The organism is Secundilactobacillus muriivasis (assembly GCF_054785195.1).
On sequence record NZ_BAABMI010000072.1, the window covers coordinates 1 to 18545 of the forward strand.

The 18545-nt window shown below is 46.5% G+C and carries 14 protein-coding genes, 14 tRNA genes and 1 pseudogene; 25 read left to right on the top strand and 4 right to left on the bottom strand.

What is annotated here, in order from left to right; translation table 11 throughout:
• The first annotated feature begins 1 nt into the window (after nt 1).
• From ACYVR3_RS14370 to ACYVR3_RS14435, 14 genes are all read left to right on the top strand, one after another.
• Nucleotides 2-75, top strand: a tRNA-Arg gene (locus tag ACYVR3_RS14370).
• A 5-nt stretch (nt 76-80) separates the two neighbouring features.
• A tRNA-Pro gene (locus tag ACYVR3_RS14375) sits at nt 81-154 on the top strand.
• 46 nt (nt 155-200) lie between these two features.
• Nucleotides 201-274: transfer RNA gene (locus ACYVR3_RS14380), tRNA-Met, on the top strand.
• 14 nt (nt 275-288) lie between these two features.
• Nucleotides 289-362 (top strand) — tRNA-Ile (locus tag ACYVR3_RS14385).
• Nucleotides 363-413: 51 nt separating this feature from the next.
• Nucleotides 414-503, top strand: a tRNA-Ser gene (locus ACYVR3_RS14390).
• A gap of 6 nt (nt 504-509) precedes the next feature.
• Nucleotides 510-583, top strand: a tRNA-Met gene (locus ACYVR3_RS14395).
• 4 nt (nt 584-587) lie between these two features.
• Nucleotides 588-661: transfer RNA gene (locus ACYVR3_RS14400), tRNA-Asp, on the top strand.
• 10 nt (nt 662-671) lie between these two features.
• Nucleotides 672-744: transfer RNA gene (locus tag ACYVR3_RS14405), tRNA-Phe, on the top strand.
• 20 nt (nt 745-764) lie between these two features.
• A tRNA-Gly gene (locus ACYVR3_RS14410) sits at nt 765-835 on the top strand.
• A 5-nt stretch (nt 836-840) separates the two neighbouring features.
• Nucleotides 841-914, top strand: a tRNA-Ile gene (locus ACYVR3_RS14415).
• Nucleotides 915-916: 2 nt separating this feature from the next.
• Nucleotides 917-1004: transfer RNA gene (locus ACYVR3_RS14420), tRNA-Ser, on the top strand.
• A 22-nt stretch (nt 1005-1026) separates the two neighbouring features.
• Nucleotides 1027-1098 (top strand) — tRNA-Glu (locus ACYVR3_RS14425).
• 25 nt (nt 1099-1123) lie between these two features.
• A tRNA-Met gene (locus tag ACYVR3_RS14430) sits at nt 1124-1197 on the top strand.
• A 4-nt stretch (nt 1198-1201) separates the two neighbouring features.
• Nucleotides 1202-1275 (top strand) — tRNA-Asp (locus ACYVR3_RS14435).
• Nucleotides 1276-1373: 98 nt separating this feature from the next.
• On the opposite strand, the pseudogene ACYVR3_RS14440 reads toward ACYVR3_RS14435, so the two are convergent.
• Both ACYVR3_RS14440 and ACYVR3_RS14445 read right to left on the bottom strand, forming a co-directional pair.
• Nucleotides 1374-2597, bottom strand: a pseudogene (locus ACYVR3_RS14440) (DUF2075 domain-containing protein).
• Between the two features lie 176 nt (nt 2598-2773).
• Nucleotides 2774-3268, bottom strand: coding sequence for a monooxygenase (locus tag ACYVR3_RS14445; protein WP_461244800.1), 495 nt, complete (start codon nt 3266-3268; stop codon nt 2774-2776).
• Nucleotides 3269-3364: 96 nt separating this feature from the next.
• On the opposite strand from ACYVR3_RS14445, the gene ACYVR3_RS14450 reads away from it, so the two are divergent.
• From ACYVR3_RS14450 to pepF, 5 genes are all read left to right on the top strand, one after another.
• The gene (locus ACYVR3_RS14450) at nt 3365-4102 is read left to right on the top strand and encodes an MBL fold metallo-hydrolase (protein WP_461244801.1); all 738 of its coding nucleotides are present in this window, start codon (nt 3365-3367) and stop codon (nt 4100-4102) included.
• Nucleotides 4103-4225: 123 nt separating this feature from the next.
• Nucleotides 4226-4630, top strand: coding sequence for a transcriptional regulator Spx (gene spx, locus ACYVR3_RS14455; RefSeq protein ID WP_054737519.1), 405 nt, complete (start codon nt 4226-4228; stop codon nt 4628-4630).
• Between the two features lie 412 nt (nt 4631-5042).
• The gene (locus ACYVR3_RS14460; protein ID WP_461244802.1) at nt 5043-5738 is read left to right on the top strand and encodes an adaptor protein MecA; all 696 of its coding nucleotides are present in this window, start codon (nt 5043-5045) and stop codon (nt 5736-5738) included.
• A 106-nt stretch (nt 5739-5844) separates the two neighbouring features.
• Nucleotides 5845-6888, top strand: coding sequence for a competence protein CoiA (locus tag ACYVR3_RS14465; protein WP_461244803.1), 1044 nt, complete (start codon nt 5845-5847; stop codon nt 6886-6888).
• A 52-nt stretch (nt 6889-6940) separates the two neighbouring features.
• Entirely contained in the window at nt 6941-8755 is a 1815-nt protein-coding gene (gene pepF / locus ACYVR3_RS14470; protein ID WP_054737523.1) for an oligoendopeptidase F, read from the top strand.
• A 1016-nt stretch (nt 8756-9771) separates the two neighbouring features.
• Here the strand turns inward: pepF and ACYVR3_RS14475 are convergent.
• Complete coding sequence (locus ACYVR3_RS14475; RefSeq protein ID WP_461244809.1) at nt 9772-10380, bottom strand: DsbA family protein; 609 nt, start codon at nt 10378-10380, stop codon at nt 9772-9774.
• 415 nt (nt 10381-10795) lie between these two features.
• Between ACYVR3_RS14475 and ACYVR3_RS14480 the strand changes: the two genes are divergently transcribed.
• The 3 genes from ACYVR3_RS14480 to ACYVR3_RS14490 are packed head-to-tail and all read left to right on the top strand — an operon-like array spanning nt 10796 to nt 13153.
• On the top strand, nt 10796-11461 hold the full coding sequence (locus ACYVR3_RS14480; protein ID WP_461244804.1) for a GTP pyrophosphokinase: 666 nt from the start codon (nt 10796-10798) through the stop codon (nt 11459-11461).
• The gene (locus ACYVR3_RS14485; protein ID WP_054737426.1) at nt 11458-12261 is read left to right on the top strand and encodes an NAD kinase; all 804 of its coding nucleotides are present in this window, start codon (nt 11458-11460) and stop codon (nt 12259-12261) included. Before ACYVR3_RS14480 ends, ACYVR3_RS14485 begins: the two co-directional genes overlap by 4 nt.
• A complete protein-coding gene (locus ACYVR3_RS14490; RefSeq protein ID WP_461244805.1) occupies nt 12254-13153 on the top strand; it encodes an RluA family pseudouridine synthase in 900 nt (299 codons plus the stop codon). The genes ACYVR3_RS14485 and ACYVR3_RS14490 overlap by 8 nt, the downstream gene beginning before the upstream one ends.
• Before the next feature lie 81 nt (nt 13154-13234).
• On the opposite strand, the gene ACYVR3_RS14495 is transcribed toward ACYVR3_RS14490, so the two are convergent.
• On the bottom strand, nt 13235-13840 hold the full coding sequence (locus ACYVR3_RS14495) for a copper homeostasis protein CutC (RefSeq protein WP_461244806.1): 606 nt from the start codon (nt 13838-13840) through the stop codon (nt 13235-13237).
• A 187-nt stretch (nt 13841-14027) separates the two neighbouring features.
• Between ACYVR3_RS14495 and ACYVR3_RS14500 the strand changes: the two genes are divergently transcribed.
• The 3 genes from ACYVR3_RS14500 (at nt 14028) to ACYVR3_RS14510 (ending at nt 18336) form a co-directional block, all read left to right on the top strand.
• Nucleotides 14028-15101 (top strand): AI-2E family transporter, encoded by a 1074-nt coding sequence (locus ACYVR3_RS14500; RefSeq protein WP_461244807.1) that lies wholly within the window; start codon nt 14028-14030, stop codon nt 15099-15101.
• Nucleotides 15102-15428: 327 nt separating this feature from the next.
• Nucleotides 15429-15944, top strand: coding sequence for a tRNA (cytidine(34)-2'-O)-methyltransferase (locus ACYVR3_RS14505; protein ID WP_057151690.1), 516 nt, complete (start codon nt 15429-15431; stop codon nt 15942-15944).
• Between the two features lie 25 nt (nt 15945-15969).
• Nucleotides 15970-18336, top strand: coding sequence for a DNA translocase FtsK (locus tag ACYVR3_RS14510; RefSeq protein WP_461244808.1), 2367 nt, complete (start codon nt 15970-15972; stop codon nt 18334-18336).
• Nucleotides 18337-18545: the final 209 nt, after the last annotated feature.

The window sequence follows — 18545 nt, forward strand, 5'->3', positions numbered from 1 at the left end:
TGCACCCATAGCGCAACTGGATAGAGTGTCTGACTACGAATCAGAAGGTTGTAGGTTCGACTCCTACTGGGTGCATTGAGCGGGAAGTAGCTCAGCTTGGTAGAGCACCTGGTTTGGGACCAGGGGGTCGCAGGTTCGAATCCTGTCTTCCCGATTTAGATAAAACATTATCTAATCATATAGTTTCATCTTGTCACCATCGCGGTGTAGCTCAGCTGGCTAGAGCGTCCGGTTCATACCCGGGAGGTCGAGGGTTCGATCCCCCCTGCCGCGATTTGATCATTACTCGGACCTTTAGCTCAGTTGGTTAGAGCAGACGGCTCATAACCGTCCGGTCGTAGGTTCGAGTCCTACAAGGTCCATTTGTTTGGTCCTTTAAGGTGGTCATACAATTTAATATTTGCTTCTTTTATGGAGGATTACCCAAGTCTGGCTGAAGGGAACGGTCTTGAAAACCGTCAGGTGGGTCAAACCACGCGAGAGTTCGAATCTCTCATCCTCCTTATTATCGCGGGGTGGAGCAGTCTGGTAGCTCGTCGGGCTCATAACCCGAAGGTCGTTGGTTCAAATCCAGCCCCCGCAATTACGGTCCGTTGGTCTAGCTGGTTAGGACGCCTGCCTGTCACGCAGGAGATCACGAGTTCGAGTCTCGTACGGACCGTTTATTTTATGGCTCGGTAGCTCAGTTGGTAGAGCAACGGATTGAAGCTCCGTGTGTCGGCGGTTCGATTCCGTCCCGCGCCATTAAATCTAAATAGTCCCATGCGGGTATAGTTTAGTGGTAAAACCACAGCCTTCCAAGCTGTTGTCGCGAGTTCGATTCTCGTTACCCGCTTTAATGGGCCTATAGCTCAGCTGGTTAGAGCGCACGCCTGATAAGCGTGAGGTCGATGGTTCGAGTCCATTTAGGCCCATTGGAGAAATACTCAAGTGGCTGAAGAGGCGCCCCTGCTAAGGGTGTAGGTCGCGTAAGCGGCGCGAGAGTTCGAATCTCTCTTTCTCCGTTGTTTCAGATTTAAAAAGTATGACCCGTTGGTCAAGCGGTTAAGACACCGCCCTTTCACGGCGGTAACATGGGTTCGAGTCCCATACGGGTCAGTAGAATTAATCTTATTAATATTATCGCGGGGTGGAGCAGTCTGGTAGCTCGTCGGGCTCATAACCCGAAGGTCGTTGGTTCAAATCCAGCCCCCGCAATCATGGTCCGTTGGTCTAGCTGGTTAGGACGCCTGCCTGTCACGCAGGAGATCACGAGTTCGAGTCTCGTACGGACCGTATCACATCGAAAAACACCCGATTATCTTTTGGATAATCGGGTGTTTTTGTATGCTATTTAAAACGAGTCAACGCAGTGGAATGCATTGACTCGTTTTCTAATCCTTAACGGCGTTAGTATACATCGCCGTTAAGACCGTCCGAAGTTGTTGATCATGAGCAAATAGATAAAGCCCACGGACACCACGTTTCATGAGCACATTAATGGCGTTTAATACTAATGTGATTTTGGCCTGATTCAATTCATTTGGATTAGTGAGATCATCACGCTTTTTGAAGGCTTAGACGTCGGTAATTTTGGTTGGATCAATTTGTAGGTGCTGCTGATCAGCCGCCAGTGTAATGGGAGGACCTAAGATGAGGCCCACGTAGTTTAAATCAAATCCCTGACATGTATAGATTGAGCCGACTTCGTTAATGGTTTCAGGAATTTCTGCCCACGGTGTTACCGTATAGTTATACTGATCCCAAGGTAGCTTAAAACGGCCTTCGTGGATGTAGTGTTTACCACCATCTAATGTTGAAGGATAGCCAGTTGTTGCGACGACTCTTGAGAGGCCAACTTGGTTATTTTGGTGAACGATGGCCTGTCTCATTGTTTCTGCATCATCAAATACGCGAAAATCGTAGTTGTTAAAGAAGCTTGGTGTAATTGGTAGTAGTCGTTGATCACTAGTAAAATGGTCGATCCAGTTAATCACTTGATCGTCGGCCTGCATGCGAAACTGCGTGGTGAGGTGGAACCATTCCTGATGGTAGGGGGCCAGCAACTGCTGAAGTCGCTCTTGCGTCCAGTAGGTTTTTAAACGAAGGACTTGGCGTTCATCAAAGACGATGATGAGGACTTTTGCTAACTTAATCAGTTCCAATAACTGATTTTGACCGTAAAAGTTATTATAGTGGTCGGGTTGTGACAGTAACAGGTGGGCTTCATCGATAACGCCAACATCGAATCCGGTTTGATGCTTGTGACACTGGTTGATGAGTGAGGTTGGTCGCTGAAAATCCTTTTTTAACTCTTGTGGTAACTCGCCAGCAATTTGACGATATACTTTTAATAACTCGGGGTGATTGACCAAGAAGTAATTGGTGGTCTGATAAAGGGGACTGTCTGGGTTGCGACGCGCCTGTTGCAATTGATAGAAGACTTCGCTTAAAATGACACTTTTACCCGTTCCGGCATCGCCATGAATGACGAAAATGGCTGGTTGCTCATCGGTTATATGAGAGGTGATGAAGTGGTGAATGTGTTGAACTAGGGTTTCTTGTTCAGGTGTTAATGACTGATGTGGCGCTAATTTGACGTGTGCTTCGTTGGAAATCAAACCGAAAACTCCTTTATTGAAATAAAAAGTTATGCAATCGACAATGGATTACATAACTTTTTTTAAAATGGACGTGTGCCTAAACAAATCGATTGGTTAGGTCACGCGTTTAAAATGATACTAGATACCGTTAAGCAGCTGTTAATTGTTACAGACTGCCAAAATTTAGCAGATTATTGATTAATAAAATGATAGCTGGCTTCGTGATAGTTGTTTAGTGTGCTTTGGAAATACTTGAATGGTTTAAACGTGTCGCTCCGTTTCCAAACGGAAAAATCTTCGGCGCTCGACCAAGTGGTTAACAAAATATTATTGGCCCGATTCTTCTCTGCTTTCATAAAGTAGGCCGCGTGCATTCCATCTGGCATTGCATCGACGGAAACGAAGTGACTCGCTTTAGAATTAAAGATAGTTTGATCATCTTCGGAAAGATTATCGAAGTACATAAAGTTGATAAATCCATCCCAATCGGTTGTGCCACGGTGAAGTTTAATGTCATAATGAACGGGTGAACTAAAGACTGATTCTTGACCAGAAACATCTAACAAGGCGAGTTGTTCGCCAGCTGACGAAGCATCTAGCAGGTGCATGGGCCGATCAGGATATCGCGCTTGAAGGTCGGTAAGCACTTGTTTACTACCAAAGGTGATGCTGAGTTGCGTAATCATAAGTCATTCCTCCTGTCTTCACAACTATATTATAACGTTGACGAATGACAATTGAAAATTAAAAGTCATTCAAATTTGAAAGGAAGTCAATTATTAATGAAATTAACGGTGTTAGGTTATTACGGTGGCTATCCAGATCATGGCATTGGGACGAGCAGTTATCTATTAGAATCGGGGACGTTTAAGTGCCTGTTAGACTGCGGGAGTGGGGCGTTATTGAGCCTAGAACAACTTATGGATCCATTAATGCTTGATGCCGTGCTTGTATCGCATTACCACCACGATCACGTTGCCGACTTAGGGGTCTTACAGTATTATTGGCAGCTACATGAGGAGCGACCAAACGTTGAGACATTACCCGTTTATGGCCCAACCTCAGATCCACTTCAGTTTGGGAGTTTGACCTGGCCGCACGCAACAGTTGGTCACGGATATTTGCCAGGCGACCAATTGACCGTGGGGCCGTTTGACGTGACGTTCCTACAAACGAAGCATCCGGTACCCGCCTATGCTATGCGGATTACGGAACGCGCCACGAAACAAGTGCTCGTGTTTACCGCTGATACGGCGGCAATTCCTGAACTGGTGCCGTTCGCAAAATCAGCTGATCTACTACTAACGGATACCAATTTCTTTAACGATCATGTTGGTACCAAGTGGCATTTGACAGCTGGGGAGTCTGGCCAGTTGGCCAAGGATGCCGGTGTTGCGCAACTCGTGCTAACCCACTTGCCACAGCAGGGTGACCTTGACGAATTAGTTAGCCAGGCTCAGCAGACCGCGGGAACCATTCCAGTTTCGCGGGCAACGTTACACCATACGTTCGATATCTAAATGTGACGAAAAGCGGAGAAGTTCGTGACCTTTTAGTGAAGACCGTTCCCAAATGAGGTAGAATTCGGTATACTAAAGTTAACAAAATACCTAATTGTTTTTATAAGTTTGGAGGTTGGTGCTATGACAGTCACACTATTCACGTCGCCTAGTTGTACGTCATGTCGGAAAGCCAAACAGTGGTTGAAACAACACGAAGTTGACTTCGTTGAGCAAAATATTTTTGTTCAAGCACCGAGTACAAAGCAGCTCAAATGGATTTTACGGCTGACCGAGAACGGAACCGAAGACATCATTTCAAAACGATCAAAGGACTATCACCAATTAGCCGTTAATATCGATGACCTCTCTTTTAACCAATTGGTTGAGATGATCACAGCGCGACCAGGGCTTCTTCGGCGACCGATTATTTTCGATGATAAACGATTACAGGTCGGGTTTAATGAAGATGAGATTCGCCGCTTTCTCCCTCGACACATCCGAGTGTTAGAGTTAGAAAAAGCAAAACGACGGGCCGACGTTGGTTAGCGTGGCCGGTTAGTTCAAATGCAGTCGTGTCACAGATTCCCGGGTTGGAGTCGGTGGCACGTTTTAGGTTTAGGTCATTGATGTGATAATGAAGTTGGACGCTGGGTAAATCGAGACGTTCAAACCTGATGTGCTTACCGATGCGTATCACACAATTACCGGTGATGTTTCGGGGAGGATGACTTGACGCAGACTGCCCGTGATTGCTATACTACAGTTATTTACTGTGGGGTTTGTTTGCAGTTCATATCCAGTGATCGATTTCTGCCACAAACGCCGGAGTACACAATCAGATGAGTGTTAAAATATCCTGATTATCAAAAGAATTCAAGCCAGATACTTTACAAACGCCTAAAATTCTCTAGAATTAAAGATGGGTCTATTTTGGTACGGCAGAAAGAGGTGTTGGGTCATGGAAATGGAAAGAATTAACGAGAATACAATTCGCGTGTTAATCGGTAACGATGATTTAACCCAACGGGGGATTACCGTCCTTGATCTGCTTGGTAACCACAAGCAAATTGAAAACTTCTTCTATAGTATTTTGGAAGAAGTCGACGTTGATCATCAATTCCAGGAAACGGATGCAGTTACCTTTCAGGTGTTGCCTAACCGGAACGGCCTGGAGTTATTTATTAGCAAGAGCGGCATGGACGATGAAGATGTTATTGATGGTGACGACGATCAAGACACGAATCAGATTCAGTCAATTAAAGAAGAAGTGCCAGACTTCTTAAAGCAACAGTTGATGCAGACTGATACCGATAGTGATGATCAAGCAACGACACCTACGAATGCGACAACGACACAGGGTGCACCGTTACACACAACGGTGATGAAACTCCGTGAGTTTGACGATTTAATTTCGATTGCCAACGCACTTCACTTATCCGAAGTGACGTCTAGTTTGTACCACTATAAGGATACTTACTACTTGGAACTCGTTTTCCGGGTTAATGAGACGTCACCCGAAACGATTAAGGATGAACTGGCAGTTGCCTACGAATACGCTGAAAAGACACAGATTACAGCTGATGTCTTGGACGAACACGGTAAAAAGATTATGGATCGCACGGCGTTAGAATTAACCCGGCGGTATTTCGATTAACTAAGTGACTAACAGTGGTCCTCGAGGGAAACCTTGAGGGCTTTTTTTGCGTGATTTAAAACTAACGAAACCTGTTACGCGTAGTTAAAGCCAAGGAGGTGACGTCATGTTGACGGCCAATGATCAAACTGCAACCTTGACCGTTGCAACGACCGCTGAACGTAGCGCAGCTTATTTTTGTCCAGGATGTCGGGCGCCGGTGATTTTAAAACGGGGCCTGAAGGTCATTGCGCACTTTGCTCACCGTGCGAAGACGAATTGTCAGTTATTTGCTGAAGGGGAGACGGATGCCCATTTAACGGGTAAGTGGCAGCTAGCGGCATACTGTGAACCAACGCAGGTTGAATTGGAACCTTATTTGCCAACGATCGAGCAACGACCAGATTTGTTGCTGACCACTTCGACGCGGCGGATCGCAATCGAATATCAGTGTTCACCGATTACAATCGCTCAGCTTGATGCGCGGAATCGCGGGTACCGGCAGTTAGCCATCGAGCCCTGTTGGATATTAGGGGATACCTACCGCCTCAAGCTAACTAAACTGGGTCAAATGGATAAGTTCCTTCGTTATTCTGACAAATACGGGTGGCACCTCCTCTTTTGGTGCACGACAACGGGTGAACTTGAAATTTGGGCTGAGATTCGGGTCGATTTTTGGGGACAACTGAGTTATACCCGGTTGCGTCATCATCAGGTGATCGAAAAGGTTCAGCCAATTAAACGACGAACGAGTCAAGACTTTCGACAACGATTGAGCGGTCAACTATTATACAAGCACGCCAGGACGTTAAAGTGGCAAGAATACTGCTACCAGCATCACGGGTTACTGCAGGCAATGCCGGACGTTTGCTTTTCAGCACCAGATTCGATGCCAGTTTGGTTGGATGCGAGTTGCTTATGGCGGTATTTTGTCATTTTAAGATTACAGGAAAAGGCACTGTTAACGGTCGTGACACTTGCACAGTGGCAGGAGTGGGCCAATCAGGCAGCAACCCTCATGCGACCAGCGTGTCTCATTCAGTGTTCTGACGAAACGATTCAGCGAGGGCAATGGCAACAATTAGACACGCTGTTGACGTTGCTCGAGGAGAATGGTTGTTTGAAACGGTTATCCGATCAGCGGTGGCAATTCGTTGCCAACCCACGGTGAACCTGTGGTAAGCTAAGGGTATTCACGAATAATTGATAAGGAAGTGACTGTGTTGGCAGATGAGATCAAACAATTACCAACGCGTGCTGAAGTGGCACCAGCATTAACTTGGGATTTAACTCCCATTTTTTCAGATTTAACGGCATTTAACGATGAATTTAAGGCCATTGACGACGCAATTAAGGGTTTAGCTGACTTACAGGGGCAACTTGAACAAGGTCCCAAACAGTTGGCGGCAGTCATTGAAACAATGATGGCGGTGATTCGCCGGGCCGAAAAGGTGTACGTTTACGCCTCATTGAAGCACGATCAAGATACTGGGGATGCTGATAATCAAGCACTGAGTGGTCGAACTCAAAGCTTGATGACCCGACTTCAAAGCCAACTCGCCTGGTTTGAACCGGAATTGATGGCAGTAGATGAAACCACTTTAAAGCAGTGGTTAACGGATAGCTCGGAATTAAAACCGTATGCACACTACATTGAAAGTGTGACCAGTCAACGCGCTCACGTTTTAACACCAGCAGCGGAGCAACTGTTGGCACAAGCAAGTGATGCGTTAGGTGCATCAAGTAACACCTTTAGCATGTTAAACGATGCGGATTTAGAGTTCCCAATTGTGACTGATGACGATGGTCAAACGGTCCAATTATCACAAGGGGTCTACGATCAATTGATTCAATCGACTCAACCAGAAGTTCGAAAAATGGCGTTTAAGCAGCTTTATTCGACTTACCATCAATTTATCCATACGCTAGCTTCAACGCTGGCAGGGAACGTTAAAACTCATAATTTTGACGCTAGTGTTCATCACTACGACTCGGCTCGACAAGCGGCACTCAATCGCAACCATATTCCAGTTGCTGTTTACGATGCACTGGTAACGAGTGTTAATGCGCATTTGCCATTACTGCACCGATACGTTGCACTCCGGAAGAAAATCTTACAATTACCGGAATTGCATATGTATGACCTCTATACGCCAATTACGGGTGAACCACAGCTAAGTTACACCTTTGAAACGGCCAAGGCTGAGGCGTTAAAGGCGCTAGCCGTTCTTGGCCCAGACTACCTCAGTCACGTTCAAACGGCCTTTGATTCACGGTGGATCGACGTGGTTGAAAATAAGGGGAAGCGGTCAGGGGCTTATTCTGGCGGAATGTATGACACCGCTCCCTACATGTTACTGAACTGGCAGGATAACTTAGAAAGTCTCTTTACGCTAGTTCACGAGATGGGTCACAGTATGCACAGTTACTACACCACCCACAATCAACCTTATCAATATGGTGATTATTCAATTTTTGTTGCTGAAATTGCGTCAACAACTAATGAAAACTTACTGACCGATTACCTGTTGAAGACGTATTCGGATAAGCGGGTTCAAGCTTTCGTGTTGAACCACTATCTGGATGGGTTTAAGGGAACCGTGTTCCGGCAAACCCAGTTTGCGGAGTTTGAACAGTGGCTTCATGAACAAGACGCGGCGGGCGAACCGTTGACTGCGGATGCCTTAAGCAGTGCCTATCTAAAATTGAATCAGCATTACTACGGTGACGCGGTGATCTCAGATCCTGAAATTGCGGATGAATGGTCTAGAATTCCACATTTCTACTACAATTACTACGTTTACCAATACGCAACGGGCTTTGCAGCTGCAAACACGTTGGCTAGTGGTATTAATTCCGGTGATGATGCAAAACGCGAGGCTTATCTGAACTACCTGAAGTCTGGGAGTTCGGCTGACCCAATCGACGTCATGAAGCGCGCCGGTGTTGATATGACGCAAACTGACTATCTTGATAGTGCCTTTGCAGAGTTCGAACGGCGGCTTGATCAATTTGAAGCCTTGGCGGCGGAGCTTTAATATATGTGGATCCAAAAAATGACGCTTAGGCGTCATTTTTTGTGGGTACGTTTGTGTTCAGCGTAAGCATGTTTAGTTTGTGAAATTCAGTGATTCCAGTTTTGTATAGTGAAAGAATGCAGCGGGAGGCTCCGGCGCTATGCGAGGCTGGAACGTAGTGGCCAGATAGGCTTCCAAGCTTCGCTGGGTCGCGGGCCTACGAGCTAGGAATGGCTGGGGACCGCCATGCCGGATCTCTCCGGACCCGCGTATGACTAAGGCGATCGCACCCCGAACCCCACGTGGCACGATTGCCTTAGTCATACCGACACTGCTGAGTCTCGCGCGCCTCCGCCTCCCACTACATGGTGCGCTGTTAGTAACTCAACTATTGACTGCAACAATCTGGAGTTAACGAAATCACATAACGACAACGTTAGACGGTAATTCAACAGCCGCAGAAACGATAGTGGTCAATATTCAGTAACGGCGATGAATCAACGGTGGTGCGATACAAAATCTGCCAGTCATGCACCACGTTAGAGTGGACTTAATGTAGTTGCGTTGACGTTCAGGAAGCCGTTGCAATTCTGAAGTGTTGACTGATGATCAACTTTGTCGTTTGTCGAATCAACGTCGTTCTTGTAGTACTGCCGCAAACCGTGCAACTAAGCGCTTGAGATGATCTGCAATAGTGCCGAATTGCGCAATGTGAGATGGAGGTAGGCGACTAGGTGGATGCTGTGTCGCGATAATTGGTGGTTGTTGGTGCTTTTTTCCAACAACCATCAATTATCGGGGACGAATTCAAGACTCGCACGGGTTTTAGCGAGGCTTGAATTCGAGGACTGAGACCGCCTTTTGGCTCAGGCCGGCCCCACAGCAGGAACCTAGTCGCCTACCGGAATCGTTAATTTACGCAAATCACATTTCACAAACTCACATCAACGATGCTTACGCTGGACACAAGCGTAAGTAGAATGGCGCACAAAAAAGCCCGGCGATCATCGCCGGGCAAATAATGCTAAAATCCCATGCTACAACACGTGAAGATTAGGGTTAGTCAACTGGCCAGAAAGCGCTTGTTGAGCTAATAACCCATTGTGTTCGCAGATTTCGTATAGTGATTGGTAGGTCACATCTGAAAGTAAGAGGCCACAGTCTGAGACATCCGCGTTGTAGATAATTGCTGTTGAAGGCGTATCGACCTTCATCTCAGAGGCGAGACGTTGGTCAGCTTGGAAAGCCCGTTTCGCTAAATCGGACTGACGATCTTCTTCAAACATCGGCAAATCTAATTTGACGGCTTTAGCGACATCAATTGCAAGGTCGTCTGAATAGGGCGTTTCAGCTTCAACCAAACGATCCTGAAGGGTCAATAAGAATTGACGACCCTTTTTTTTGCCTTGGAAGAGCGCAGCTTTATAGTCTAAGATAATGCGGTAATGTAAGTTAAATTGATCGTTACGAAGACTCAAATCGTGGCAATCTTGATGAGTTGATTTCAGGTGTTGATCGATAATCTGCGGATTGAGTAATGGGATAAATTGATAGGACACGTCGCCGAATACTTGATCGGCAAGCTTTAGGATACATCGTTCCGACTTCATACAGCGACTGCCTAATGGGTTAATAAAAAGGTACACTTCTAACAAAGTTTTTTCCTCCATTATTTAGTCGTTAGGTACTAACGACCATCGGTTCAAACACAATCATATAGCATTCGTGATGAATTGCAAGTAAGTTGTTTGGGACACCCAAGGGGACTGTTACTGAATTGGCACAGTTAAATTACTTTGTCGTATCACGTATTTTTACCGGGTTTTGTCAAGAAAAAAGCGTTGAAGCTGAATGACTGGTCTAGGTTATTGGTGTTGTGTTGGAATTGGTTGCGGTTACTTAGTCAGTGACAATCTAGTAAAATCAGCCTTCAAGGCGGCTAACCGATTGTCCGGTGAAAACAATGACACAAATGATTTATGTTTTGCCGAAATATGATAGAATTGAGGGTGTTTGTTGCAGATTGTACAAACAAACACCAAGGATTTCGAGGTGAATGGATTGATTGAGAATTGGGATCACTTTTTCCTGCCCTATACCCAGGCAGTGGATGAGTTAAAAGTTAAATTACGGGGTATGCGAAAACAATTTCAAAATCAAAATCAACGACCACCAATTGAATTTGTAACGGGGCGGGTCAAGCCGGTGGCAAGTATTAAAGAAAAAATGACCCGTCGCCATGTGAGTGAGGAACGTTTGGAACAAGATATGCAAGACATTGCTGGGTTGCGAATCATGTGCCAGTTCGTGGAGGATATCTATCAGGTCGTTGACCTGCTTCGAAAGCGGTCAGATATGACGATTTTGGAAGAACGGGACTACATCCACAATGAAAAACCCAGCGGCTACCGCTCGTACCACATTGTAATCGAGTACCCGGTTCAAATGGTCACGGGTGAAAAACGAATCTTAGCTGAGGTTCAAGTTCGAACGTTAGCCATGAATTTCTGGGCAACGATTGAACATTCTTTGAACTATAAGTATCAGGGCGCCTTTCCAGAAGAGCTGAGCGCCCGACTGCAGCGGGCTGCGGAAGCGGCCTTTAAACTCGATACTGAGATGTCAGAGATTCGCGAAGAGATTCAGGAGGCCCAACACCTATTTTCATACGGCAAGGCGCCGACTGAACGGACAGATGATGAGAGTAAGAAGGATGATCAACGGTGAAAATATCGATTTTTAGTAATCCGGGCGACGCTTCTAAACAAGTCTCGGACGCATTAAAGGCCAAAATTAAGGCTGAAAAATTAACACTGGACGATGAACATCCTGATATTGTGATCACGGTTGGGGGCGATGGGACGTTATTGACGGCCTTTCACCACTTTCGGGATCAATTAGCCACGATTCGGTTTGTTGGGATTCATACGGGCCATCTGGGATTTTACACGGATTGGCGAGACTATGAAGTTGATGAGTTGATTGATAGCTTAGCGCATGATAACGGTCAAAGTGTCAGCTATCCACTATTGGATATTTTCATCAAGTATGGCAATGGTCAAAAGGAACGGTTATTAGCTTTGAATGAAGCAACGATTAAAAAGGTGACCGGGACGATGTTAGCTAACGTGTACATTAAAGATCAATTGTTTGAGGTGTTTCGAGGAGACGGCCTTTGCGTTTCAACGCCAACCGGTTCCACGGCTTACAATAAGTCGACCGGTGGGGCAGTCCTTAGTTCGGAACTGAAGGCGATTCAAGTCTCAGAAATTGCCTCGATCAATAACCGGGTGTTTCGAACGCTGGGGTCACCAATCGTCATTTCACCTAACGAATGGGTGCGAGTTGAACCGGTCAATTCCGATGAAAATTTGATGACGTGTGATCAGATGATGGTGGAAAATCGCCTGATTGACTCCGTGACGTTCCGGATTTCAAAACAACGGATCAATTTTGCACAGTACCGGCATACCCAGTTCTGGAAACGGGTTTCTGAATCCTTTATCGGGGTTAAACCAAATGATTAAGTTTTCATGGCCCTATCTAGGGGATGTTCCGATTTACGTGCGGACTTTTTTGAGACAGCAGGGAATCAGTCGGACTTTGTTGAAGCAAATCAAATTCAGTGGGGGCAACATTCAGGTGAACGGTCAAGTTGTGCGGGTGACCCACCGGATGGTAACTGGTGATCAGTTAACCGTCACGTTACCACCTGAAACGGCGAGTGAACGGATCAACGCGTCTCAAGTACCGCTGTCAATTTTATATGAAGATGACCACTTTTTAGTCGTCAACAAACCAGCGGGAATTGCCTCGGTACCGTCTCATTTGTATCCCGATGATACGCTCGTCAATCGCGTTAAGGGGCATTTAGAGGCAATTCAAGCGCCAAGTCAAGTGACCCATATTGTGACGCGGCTTGACCGGGAGACGAGTGGTGTGGTGATTTTTGCCAAGCACCACTTTGCCCATACCGTTTTGGATACACAGTTGAAACAACATGCGATTCGAAAGACTTACGTTTGTCTGGCGCAGGGGCAGTTTGCCAAGCGTCACGAGCTGATTGATGCGCCGATTGGTCGAGTACCGGAATCATTTATTAAACGGATGGTTCGCCCAGATGGAAAACCGGCGCAAACTGAGTACTGGCGAATCAATCAATTTCGGGAAACAGCACTATTACGTGTTCGGTTACATACGGGGCGAACCCATCAGATTCGGGTTCACCTGTCGGCTTTAGGACATCCGCTGATTGGCGACTTTCTTTATGGCCAGCAAACCAATCCTTGGATCCATCGACAAGCCTTACACTGTGCCGCGGTTAGTTTTTATAATCCGTTTAGTCAACAAGAGGTGACGTGTTATGCACCGTTACCGGCGGATCTGGCAGCGGCAATTCAAGCAGAATCTCAGCTATAAATTGGTCGAGTCCGAATGGTAGCTACTAAAAAACGTCATGGCTTCCTAGAAAGAAGTCATGGCGTTTTTTAACTCATTTAGTTAGTTAGTGGTTTGAAAGGGACGTGCCACAGCAGTAATACCAAGCTGGGCTTCCAGTTCAGTCGCGTCCGTCACGTTAAGGGCGACTAATTGGATTCCAGCAGCGGTGCAGAGATTTTGAAGTCGGGAAAGATCGGCCGTTTGTTGATCAGCATGACCGCTGGCATAAACCCGTTCAAAGTCATGATCAGCCAGCCAAGTGATCGTTTCGGCTTGAACGTCGGGGGCCATGTCATCGATGCCGTTTGCAAAGGATAACGACATCCCACCAGCTGCCGCAATCAAGTTGGTCATCGCTTCAGTATCAAGCTGGTGATCAGGCGTTAAGGCGCTAAAGATGGCGGCATCAGCACCAAGTTGCTGGGCTTCTAATAGGTCAGCCTCCATAATTTTTAGTTCCGGATCAGTGTAGGCAAACGAATGTGCGTTGGGGTTGATCCAAACGCTGAGGGTCGCTTCGTGATCATGGGCGTATAGCGTTGCTTCTGCAATCATGCCTTTACTGGGGGTAACACCGGCGGACGCAATGCTTAAGCGTTGGTGTTCTTGATGAATAGCAGCGGGTAGGTCGGTGTAGGTTTCGATAATGGGTTCTGTTAGAATCAAAGTGAGTCTCTCCTTTAATAGTTGCGTAACATCGGTTGCGCGGTTAATGAATCGATTATAAACTGTTACGATAATTATGTCATACTTAGCGCGCTCGAATAATGAAATTTCACTGAAAATAATTAAAGTTGTGGGATGGGAGTGGGAAAGTTGAAACGAACTGGACACAGATTAACGAGTTGGTTTGATGATTAGTTTACTGATTTTGCTAAATCTATTGATTTTAAGTCGGCTACCCGGACTTTGGACACCAATTCGATCGTTGTTTGATATTTTAGGGATCCCAATTATTATCGCAGGGGTGGGGTATTACTTGATCAATCCACTGGTTGATCGGTTGCAACGACGATTTCATGTTAATCGGCTGGTGACGATCACTGGTATCTTTTTGATTATTATCGGGTTGATCGTCTGGGGGCTATTTACGATCGTTCCCATTATTCAAGAGCAGTTTTTATCGTTGCTGCGTAATTGGCCGCGTTACTGGGATCACTTGGAAGCATTTGTTTTACAGGCCTTTCCGGGAGCAACATTTAAGGAATTTCGTGGTCAAATCACCAATCTAAACCAAGATCTTGCGGCCGTACTCAGTGGCGGCAAACAATCGCAGTTTATGAAGTTGTCGTTGAATTCATTGGCGAGCTTTGTATCGCATTTGTCGACCATTTTGATTGCGCTCATTACGGCCCCGTTTATTCTGTTTTACCTGTTGAAAGACGGTCAACGGGTGCCATCATACTTGGCCCATTTTGTACCTTATCGAATGCGGGAATCGTTTTTACGAATCTTGACGGATATGAACCGGCAAGTTAGCAACTACGTTCGGGGACAACTGACGGTGGCCTTTTTCGTTGCCGTGATGTTTTCGGTTGGTTACGGGATCATCGGGCTTAAGTTTGCGTTGCTACTCGGGATTACCTCAGGTATCTTGAATTTGATTCCATACCTAGGCTCTTTTCTGGCGATGGTGCCATCAATCGTGGTTGGCGCGTTTATTTCACCCGTGATGCTGATCAAGGTGCTGATTGTCTTTGTCATCGAACAAACCTTGGAGGGCCGGGTGATCTCACCATTGGTATTGGGAAATACCTTGTCGATTCATCCCGTGACGATTATTTTCATTCTGCTGGCTTCGGGGAAACTATTCGGCATTGTGGGTGTTATCTTGGGTATTCCCGGTTATGCGGTGTTGAAGGTCATTTTGACAGAGCTGTTTCATTGGTACCGGCAACATTCGGATTTTGAGAAGCAATCAGAATGATTAGGCTGGTCTACTTCGGAAGCACAGTAAAATCTAAATGATGGCGCTTTCAGTGAAAACGGTAATTAAAAACTGGCCGATAGCCACGCTTGGGGGGACCTGGATGATAAGGTCGCCCTTGCGAATTAGCTTGCATTATTCGTGATTTAGTGTTAAATTATTCTTCGAGAAATCGTTCGGGAGCGGATGTCGAGAAATCGTCAGCCACTGTCGAATTTGCACTTCATTAACGCAGTTCCTCGCCGTGTTGACACCGAGGGGTTGCGTTTTTTTCTGTCTACAGGTAGCATTTAGATAACTAAGTGATGAGAGCGAGGAAGTTGTAACATGGCAAACCACATTGTTTTATTTGAACCACTTATGCCGGCCAATACCGGGAATATTGCTCGGACTTGTGCCGGAACGGACACCATTTTAGATTTGATTGAACCACTGGGCTTCTCAGTTGATGATGCGCATTTAAAGCGGGCTGGATTGGACTATTGGGATAAGGTCGATATTCGCTACCACGATAACTTGCAAGCGTTCATGGCAACGGTGCCGGATTTATCACGGTTGTTTTTAGTTTCTAAATTTGCGAACTATGCGTACAGCCAACGAGATTATACCGACGTTGCTGGTGGTGACTTTTACTTCATGTTTGGTAAGGAGACAACGGGTCTGCCAGAGCCATTTATGCGCCAACATACGGAACAAGCCATTCGAATCCCTCAAGATGATTCTCATATCCGGGCACTGAACTTATCTAACTCCGCTGCCATCGTGATTTATGAAGTTCTGCGCCAGCAAAACTTTGGCCACCTTGAGCTAAGCCATACGTACGAAAACGATAAGTTAAAATAAGGTGCCAAAGTAGGAGGGCGATTTTGTGGCACAGAAACGAAAAACAACCCGCCGGAAAACAACAACCTCTCGGCGCCGACCAACTAAACGGGGCCGAAAGACGAGTCAACCGAGTTACACCGTTAACCTGATTGGCGGCATCGTTGCAGCGCTCTGTTTACTTGCGCTCTTTCAAACTGGGTTTATTGGCCGGTTCGTTGCCAATATTCTTCGCGTAATTGTTGGGGATACCTACGCCGTTCCCGCTTTACTGGGAATCGCTGCTGGTCTTGCGCTGGTGGTGACCGGCAAGTGGCCACGGTTACCTGGTCGTTATGTTTGGTCAGGTGTTTTGCTTTATCTCGGTGTGCTGTTATGGTTAGAAGTTTCGGCGTTTTTGCAGCTCAACCAACACACTGGGTTTGTGGCGTACACGTGGCAATTAGTTGGTGATGATTTTGCTAACGATAGTGTGAATGCCATTCTTGGTGGTGGGACGATTGGGGCGCTGATGCTGACCGTCACCAGCTTTTTAGTAGCCTTTGTCGGGTCTCGTATCGTTGCAGTCGTACTGATGTTGGTCGGTGCAATGATTTTGTTCAACGTTTCGGTTGGTCAGGTCATGCACGTGATTGAAGTTGTTGCGGCCTTTTGCTGGACTAAAGCAGGTTGGGTGGCTGATCGGTTGATGGCGGGGATTGCACGTTTGAAACAGATTCAGGCTAACCGACCGAAACGGCCAGTTAAGCAACCTAAGCCAGCGGTGACTGAAACTACTGCGCAACCAGAAACCACTACGCCGCTGACGGCACCGGAAGATAAGACATTACCAACACCGGTAGCGGAACGGTCAACGACTGCAGATACGGTACCAATTAACGTGGCGACGCAACGCAGTAAAGCGCCGGCTACTCCTCCGGCTCAATCAGCGGCTGAGGAGGGCGATGATGAGCCAATTATGGTCTCATCGGTGGATGAAGATCCTAACTATCAGTTACCGGATACTTCACTATTGACGCCGATTCCCCAAAAGGATCAAAAAGATGATTATGATCTGATCGAAAAGAACACTAAAATTCTAAAGCAAACCTTGGACAGTTTTGGCGTTGACGCCGAAATTAAACACGTCAACTTAGGGCCTTCCGTGACCGAGTATGAATTGCATCCTGCAATTGGGGTCAAGGTATCTCGAATCGTTAATCTGGCGGATGATCTTGCACTAGCATTAGCTGCTAAGGATATTCGGATTGAAGCACCAATCCCTGGCAAGTCGCTTGTGGGAATCGAAGTGCCAAACCGCGAGATTTCAACGGTGTCGTTTCGAGAAGTGAGTGAAGCAGTCCCACATGGACCAGCACACTTATTGGAAGTCCCGTTAGGACGCGATGTAACTGGGCAAGTGATCACCTCTGATTTAACCAAGATGCCTCATTTGCTGATCGCGGGTTCTACTGGGAGCGGGAAATCAGTTGCGATTAACGGGATTATTACCAGTATTTTGATGAATGCAAAACCCAATCAGGTCAAGTTGATGTTAATTGATCCGAAGAAGGTTGAATTAAGCGTTTATAATGGGATTCCTCACTTGCTGACACCAGTGGTTTCTGAACCGAAAAAAGCAGCGCGCGCGTTGCATAAAGTGGTTCACGAAATGGAACAGCGTTACGACCTGTTTGCTAAAGTCGGCCAACGAAAAATCTCGACGTATAATCAATTTGTTCAAGAACAAAATCAAACCACGGATAAGCCGTTACCAACATTGCCTTACATTGTGGTGATTGTCGACGAATTAGCCGACTTGATGATGACGGTGTCCAACGAAGTGGAAGATGCCATTATTCGCCTCGCCCAAATGGGGCGGGCAGCCGGAATCCACATGATTATTGCCACGCAACGGCCATCGGTCGACGTTATTACCGGTTTGATCAAGGCTAACGTGCCATCCCGAATCGCGTTTGCAGTTTCTAGCGGGGTTGATTCTCGGACGATTCTGGATGCGAACGGTGCTGAAAAGTTACTTGGACGCGGGGACATGCTGTATCAACCTATTGATAAAAATGCCGGCATTCGGGTTCAGGGCGCCTTTATTCCTGATCAAGACGTTGAACGGGTGACCGACTTTATTCGTGAACAGCAAACGGCTGAGTATGATGAACAGATGATGGTAACGGATGACGAAGTCACGGAAGAACAAGCCAGTTCTGAAGATGAATTGTTTGACGATGCATTAAACTTTGTTGTTGATCAGCAAAAAGCCAGCACGTCATTGTTACAGCGTCACTTCCGAATCGGTTACAATCGGGCAGCTCGCTTGATTGATGATTTGGAACAAGGTGGTTTTATTGGTCCGCAAGAGGGCAGTAAACCACGACAAGTTTATAAGCAAAAACCGCCAACGGATGATGAACTTTAAGTCAGCGGTTGTTAGCCACCTATCAGTATCTGATGGGTGGTTTTTTTGATTGTGTACACTATCGCTTGTGTCCAGCGTAAGTGTGCGAAGTTTGTGAAATTTGGCTTCGTTTGCGCATTAATCATGGGTTATATTGTGGAAGGATGCCGCGGGAGGCTCCGGCGCTATGCGAGGCTGGAACGCAGTGGCGGGCCTACGAGCTAGGAACG

Bases quoted from the DNA above. Each gene is read 5' to 3' on its own strand.
- ACYVR3_RS14465 (WP_461244803.1), top strand. From the start codon at position 5,845: ATGTTGACGGCCAATGATCAAACTGCAACCTTGACCGTTGCAACGACC.
- ACYVR3_RS14490 (WP_461244805.1), top strand. From the start codon at position 12,254: ATGATTAAGTTTTCATGGCCCTATCTAGGGGATGTTCCGATTTACGTG.
- ACYVR3_RS14505 (WP_057151690.1), top strand. From the start codon at position 15,429: ATGGCAAACCACATTGTTTTATTTGAACCACTTATGCCGGCCAATACC.
- ACYVR3_RS14450 (WP_461244801.1), top strand. From the start codon at position 3,365: ATGAAATTAACGGTGTTAGGTTATTACGGTGGCTATCCAGATCATGGC.
- ACYVR3_RS14460 (WP_461244802.1), top strand. From the start codon at position 5,043: ATGGAAATGGAAAGAATTAACGAGAATACAATTCGCGTGTTAATCGGT.
- spx (WP_054737519.1), top strand. From the start codon at position 4,226: ATGACAGTCACACTATTCACGTCGCCTAGTTGTACGTCATGTCGGAAA.
- ACYVR3_RS14445 (WP_461244800.1), bottom strand. From the start codon at position 3,268: ATGATTACGCAACTCAGCATCACCTTTGGTAGTAAACAAGTGCTTACC.
- ACYVR3_RS14500 (WP_461244807.1), top strand. From the start codon at position 14,028: ATGATTAGTTTACTGATTTTGCTAAATCTATTGATTTTAAGTCGGCTA.